The sequence below is a fragment of the Pradoshia sp. genome (genome assembly GCF_051873915.1).
Taxonomy (GTDB): domain Bacteria; phylum Bacillota; class Bacilli; order Bacillales; family Pradoshiaceae; genus Pradoshia.
The window spans coordinates 1-6,098 of sequence record NZ_JBJEFJ010000175.1 but is presented as its reverse complement, the minus strand read 5'-3'; the positions used below and the strand labels follow the sequence as shown (position 1 = coordinate 6,098).

General features: G+C 42.2%; 7 protein-coding genes. All 7 read right to left on the bottom strand.

Annotation, left to right across the window (positions count from 1 at the left end; translation table 11 throughout):
- Positions 1–74: 74 nt before the first annotated feature.
- The gene (gene spoIIID, locus ACI35L_RS15190; RefSeq protein WP_049669334.1) at positions 75–341 is read right to left on the bottom strand and encodes a sporulation transcriptional regulator SpoIIID; all 267 of its coding nucleotides are present in this window, start codon (positions 339–341) and stop codon (positions 75–77) included.
- Positions 342–738: 397 nt separating this feature from the next.
- Positions 739–1,527: a M23 family metallopeptidase gene (locus ACI35L_RS15185; RefSeq protein ID WP_049672709.1), complete on the bottom strand. Its 789-nt coding sequence runs from the start codon at positions 1,525–1,527 to the stop codon at positions 739–741.
- 124 nt (positions 1,528–1,651) lie between these two features.
- On the bottom strand, positions 1,652–2,668 hold the full coding sequence (gene spoIID / locus ACI35L_RS15180) for a stage II sporulation protein D (protein ID WP_049669333.1): 1,017 nt from the start codon (positions 2,666–2,668) through the stop codon (positions 1,652–1,654).
- A 76-nt stretch (positions 2,669–2,744) separates the two neighbouring features.
- Positions 2,745–2,909: a hypothetical protein gene (locus ACI35L_RS15175; protein ID WP_439803229.1), complete on the bottom strand. Its 165-nt coding sequence runs from the start codon at positions 2,907–2,909 to the stop codon at positions 2,745–2,747.
- Between the two features lie 387 nt (positions 2,910–3,296).
- Positions 3,297–4,592 (bottom strand): UDP-N-acetylglucosamine 1-carboxyvinyltransferase, encoded by a 1,296-nt coding sequence (gene murA, locus ACI35L_RS15170; RefSeq protein WP_049669332.1) that lies wholly within the window; start codon positions 4,590–4,592, stop codon positions 3,297–3,299.
- Positions 4,593–4,624: 32 nt separating this feature from the next.
- Positions 4,625–5,329, bottom strand: a complete 705-nt coding sequence (locus ACI35L_RS15165; RefSeq protein WP_439803228.1) for a YwmB family TATA-box binding protein — start codon at positions 5,327–5,329, stop codon at positions 4,625–4,627.
- A gap of 80 nt (positions 5,330–5,409) precedes the next feature.
- Complete coding sequence (locus tag ACI35L_RS15160) at positions 5,410–5,643, bottom strand: DUF1146 family protein (RefSeq protein WP_197089885.1); 234 nt, start codon at positions 5,641–5,643, stop codon at positions 5,410–5,412.
- Positions 5,644–6,098 lie beyond the last annotated feature (455 nt).

Sequence of the window (6,098 nt, the reverse complement as noted above, 5' to 3'; positions counted from 1 at the left end):
GTTCGAACATAAATCTCCCCATAATAAAAAGGCCGACAAACCGGCCCTTCAACACATCATCTGCACAGCCAGTCTCATTGAACCGGCTCCTCCTCTGCCTTCCGATACTTCTGCTTCGTCGCCTCTCCCCCTCGAAGATGCCTGATCGACTTATGATAATCAAGAATCTCCTTCACCTCATTGGCCAACTCCGCATTAATATCCGGCAGACGCTCCGTCAAATCCTTATGGACAGTACTTTTGGATACACCAAACTCCTTCGCAATCACGCGAACAGTTTTTCTCGTTTCCACGATATACTTCCCAATCTTGATAGTTCTTTCTTTGATGTAATCGTGCAATTCACTCGCCCTCCCTATTTGTAATAAGAGGAGTACAAGATAGAGACTCGCGGCTTATAAATAAAAATGAATGCTTATATAGAAAGAGTGTTAACTTTTCTTAGATCGCTGATAGAATATGACGATTCCCACCTCTAGAGCCCTCTCTCGCTAATTCAGGTTTGTAACAGTTTATTAGCTTGGTTCCATGTTTATGCACAAAATCCACAATAAGGACAAGATAACACCTTCTTTTTTCCCTGGTCTGCCTATTAAATCATATGCCTGGCCATTACAAATATCGCTGGCATTCGCCTACTTTTGGAAATAAAAATGAGGATATTTCCCGAGAAATAGATGGATATCCGTCGAATAAAAACACCCCTGGGCGAATTATCGCCCAAGGGTGTGATGACCATTAGTTACCGGTTTCTTCTCCAGTTTCTGTACTGTCGCTATCTTCAGTTGTAGTTTTTTCATCTTTTTGATCAGCTGCTTTTTCTTCTGCTTTTGATTGGTCAGCTTTTAATGAACTTAACGGTTTGTCGAGATAGTCTAATGGATTGACGGCTGTTTGGTCTTTCCTGATTTCAAAGTGGACATGGTTGCCGGCTTCAGCATTGATTCCGCTTGTGGAACTTTTCGCGATTGCTTCGCCTTGTTTGACTGTTTCGCCTTCCTTGACTTCAATATCAGTTACGGAAGAGTAATGAGTTTCCATGCCTTTTTCGTGTTCAATGACGATGCTGTTTCCAAGCAATGCGTCTTCTTGAACAGATGTTACCTTACCGCTCATGGATGCGATGACTTCGAATTCTTTGCCATCTTTCATGGCGTAGTCAATGCCTGTATTTGGCTGATACGTATTATTATAGAAAACGAGTGATGCCTCTTGCTGTTTTGTATCACCGTTGACATCATAGAATTCCTTCTTGATGACAGCTGAATCAGCTTCCGCCATTGGGATTGTAAATGTTTCAAGTGAATTATTTACTTCAATGGATGGCTCTGTTCCTTCGCTTGTTATGTTCTGTCTTGTTTCAGATGGCTCTTTTGTGAATTCATCATCACTTGCTTGATACACTAAAACTCCTGTCAAAAGGACGGCTGCACTTGTAATATAGATTGCTGGTAAGAACCAACGTTTCTTTGTGATACCTTTCCATTTTGACGATTGAGAAGATCGCTTCTTTTCTTCCTCTCTCATTTTCATCACCTCTGGCATCATTCTGAACACTTTTCAGAAAATATATACATGAGACAGGAAAAATTTTTTAGTTTATGCATTTTCTATTAAAAGTATGCAAAAAAAAGACTGCCGCAGCAGTCCTTTATTTCTTCGCAGTAGTATAGGTGGGCAGGTAAGCAGTTGCCTCCTTGATGCTGATATCCTTATAGTAGTGCGCGAGGATGTCCTTGTAGGTCTTTCCTTCCTTTGCCATACCGTTCGCTCCGTATTGGCTCATACCGACGCCATGGCCGTAGCCCTTTGTTGTGATGACGATATCATTTCCTTTTCGGTACCAGGTGAAGTCGCTCGATTTGAGGTTGAGCTTTTCACGAACCTCTTTGCCGGTGAGTGTCTTGCCGCCGATTTTGATTTGGGCGATGCGCTTTCCTTCGGTGCGGGAGATAATCTGGCCGATGTCGGTCTTGCTGCCGACCTGGATGCCGAGCATGCGCTCAAATTCATTCAAGGCCATCTTTGTTTCTTGAAGATATTTGGGTGAATCTTTATCCCATGGACTTTCGACACTGCGCAGGTATGGGAGCGGATTCTGCCAATAGTCCTCTGAATTTTCCGTGTAGCCGTTGCTCGTGGAGAAGAAGGATGGTGTGATTAATTCATCCTTATACGTCAGAATCTGCCCTCTCGTCGCTTGGACAGCCTCTTCAATCCTTTTTCGCTTTTCCTCATATTGATTGCCCCACTGTGCCCGCAGCTCCTCATCACTTAAGTATACTTGGTCATTGACCGTATCGGTGATGTCAGCATTTGATGGGAGATCCTTTTTCTTTTGGGCCGTTAAGGTCTTTGTCACAAACGTCCTGGCCGTCAATGCCTGTGCTTTCAGCGCCTCCATCTCGAAGCTTGCCGGCATTTCAGCAGCGACGACCCCGACGACGTAATCCTCTAGATTGACGGTTTCGACCGTATTGGTTTTATTACGGAATACATTAATACTTGCCATGGGATCATCCTCCTTTGGCTTTTCCTTCGGTGTTGATGCTGGTTGTGCGGCGGTTTCCTTCTTATCTGAGAAAGGTGCCACCAGGAGAGCTGGTATAAGAATAACAACAACGGCAATGACGCTTAGTGTGACAAGGACTGGCTTCCAATGCTTCATATATGGCTTTCTCCCCTCTATTCAGTTATCCAATACTCTTCATATGTATGAACTGACAGCGGGAAATATGTACAGGTTAGCCCTTTCGTTTTTGGTATTCTCGAATAGAAGCTATGAGTATGAAGACGAAAGCTGCGGCAAGAATGAGGTTTAATAGGACATTCACTAATTTGAAGATGATGATGGCAATAACCAGCAACAGGATGATCTTGATGAGCAGACTGCTGTCTAGATTCTTCATTCTGATTCACCTCCTTCCTAACATTCTATCAAACTTTCATTATTTTCAAACAATTATCCCCATTATCAACATGCTGTGTATAACTTTGTGGATAAATCGTGGAAAAATACTTTTAGACGAATTCCTACAAAAATTTCACTCTCAAACTTAGTGTAATCATGTTTATTTTTCTGAAGTGTCATTTTTACCATTGAATATGTGGATAATCCTGTGCATAACTAAGCCTATTATGTGCATAACTTGTTGAAAGTTTGTGAGTTAGTCTGTGGATAATTGTGCATAAACTGTTGATATGTCTATTTAGGATATCCTTTTCAGAGAATGGAGTACGCAATACAAAAAAGCCAGACCATGAGCCTGGCTTTCGATACATTGCTATGAATAAAATTAGGCATTTTCAGCGATAATTTCGGTTTGTTCCTTTGTTTCATTAATGCGTTCGATGTCTGCACCTAAGGATGCCAATTTTCCGTGGAAGTTTACGTATCCGCGGTCAAGATGCTTAAGCTCAGTTACGCGGGTAACGCCATCAGCCACTAATCCAGATAGGATCAAGGCTGCAGCTGCACGTAAATCCGTTGCAGAAACTTCTGCTCCTTGCAGGTTCGCATCACCGGAAATGATAACAGAGCGCCCATCAATCTTGATGTCAGCGTTCATGCGGCGGAATTCCTCCACATGCATGAAGCGGTTTTCGAAGACCGTCTCTGTGATCATGCTTGTGCCTTTTGCACGAAGCAATAGGGCCATCATCTGTGATTGCATATCTGTTGGGAAACCTGGGTGTGGCATTGTCTTGATATCCACAGCTTTCATGATATCTGGACCAATTACACGAAGACCATCTTTCTCTTCCTGAACGATAATACCCATCTCTTCCATTTTGGCAACAAGGGATGATAAATGTTCTAAAACGGCTCCTTGTACTAGGACATTTCCTCCTGTAATTGCCGCAGCAACCATGAATGTTCCTGCTTCGATACGGTCTGGGATAATGTGATGTTCTGTGCCGTAAAGTTTGTCTACACCTTCAATGCGAATCGTTGCTGTGCCAGCACCTTTCACTTTAGCGCCCATTTTGTTCAAGTAGTTCGCCAAATCAACAATTTCAGGCTCTTTTGCGCAGTTCTCAAGAATCGTTAGACCATCGGCTAGAGCAGCTGCCATCATAATGTTTTCTGTTGCACCCACACTTGGGAAGTCCAAATAAATCTTCGCACCTTTAAGACGACCATCAACCTCTGCTTCAATGAAACCATTGCCGACTCTGACTTTTGCACCCATTGCCTCGAATCCTTTTAAATGCTGGTCAATCGGGCGGGACCCAATCGCACAGCCGCCAGGAAGTGCTACGCGAGCTTTCCCGTTACGCGCTAAAAGGGAACCCATCACGAGGACAGAAGCACGCATTTTGCGAACATATTCAAATGGCGCCTCATCAAATAACGGCTTAGAAGCATCAACGGTTACCGTATTGTTACTGAAAGTTACTTCTGTATTTAAGTTACGGATTACTTCGTTAATCGTATATACATCGGATAGTTCCGGAACGTCTTTAAGAACGCTTTTTCCTTCACTTGCTAATAATGTTGCAGCTAATACAGGTAAAACGGCGTTTTTAGCACCCTCTACTCGAACTGTACCTTCCAACCTGTTTCCGCCGCGGACAATGATCTTTTCCAAATTTATTCCCCTCCGCGTTCAATATCTCTATATTAGTATTCAAATGCTATTATCGGTGTGCCAATGGTAACGGTTGTTCCTTCCTCCTCCTGTGTTTCGCGGAATGCAAGCTGAAGGTTAACCCCATTTGGCAGCGTATTTTCAAATTGTTTGCTGTTAGCAGAAATTGATATGAAATCGCTCTCTACAGCACTTTCCACTGACGTTGCATCAAATAATTTCATCCAGTTTTTATAAACAACCTTATCCATAGTATCACCGGTTCTCACCTTTAGACAAGCGAAATAATCAGGTTCATTTTTAAATAAACCTTTCTTCCCGGTTTTCATTTGCTTACGGATATAAGCTGCATGTCCGTCTGACCATTTCTCACCCTGAATAGAGTACAAAATCGCAATTTCATTACGTTCATCAGACATTACCTTAATAGTAGAACGTACACCCAATTCCTCATCGACACGACTGCCTGTCCATGCCTGGTAATCAGAAGTATTCTCCTCTGTCCACACATAGTCAGTAAACCGTTCTTTAACCTCGGATGTCACAACTGACAGACTTCCCTTTGTACTTGAGCGCGCTAAGATACTCCAGCCCAAAACATCAGCGTCTGGATTTATCTCGAAAACTCGATCAACGATTTTTTCTAAATCACTCGTTGCCAAAGCTTCTGTCGTTTTATTCCCTACATATAAAAGCATCAAACCAACAATTACAGGTAATACGACCTTTTTAAGCATGTACCTCACTCTCCCCATAGAGCTAGTTTGCCCCAAAGAGAGGTATGTAAATACATAAGTCCGTTCGTCATCATCTGACATTACTCAAACAAAAGCGGTAATTGCCGTGAATATCCCAAATACGTCAGGAAAAATCCGCTCACTGTCGACCCAATCGCGATTGTCAGCAAAATATACAGCACTCTTGCCTGTACAACCCGGCCAGCCCGAAGCAGCTTATCGAAATGGATCGCTTGCAGCGCCCACCATGTCACCCCTATAAAAAATAAATGACTGATGATACTGATTAAAGCTTGAAATCCAAAACTACTCATGATCATTTCCCTTCTATACCCAGAGATATACGATAACAGTGTAACATATTTATTTCCTGTCTTCCTCTTTTTCTGCAATTAATCGACTAATTTCTGCAAAAAAGTCCTTAATCCCTATAAATATAAGTAAAAATGTTTGGTAATATCAATCAATCCTTCAGAAAACTAGATCGATACGCCTAATAAACATCCATACTATTGTAAACCATTCCTCCCCCTAACACACTTACAAAATGGTAAGTTTCTAAACTAATTTTCGCATCTAGAACCATACACTGGAAAAATGTAAGCCCATTTGGGGAGGGAGAAAAGTTATAGGCATCATCTCGAATGAATCTTCTCGTAAACAGACTGTGTTATTTAGGTGTCCTGCGTAGATTTTTCTCTCGAAAAGGCTCTCAATATCAAAATGGCGTCATTTATAGTTCCTTTTGAAGACAATATCCTCTAAAATC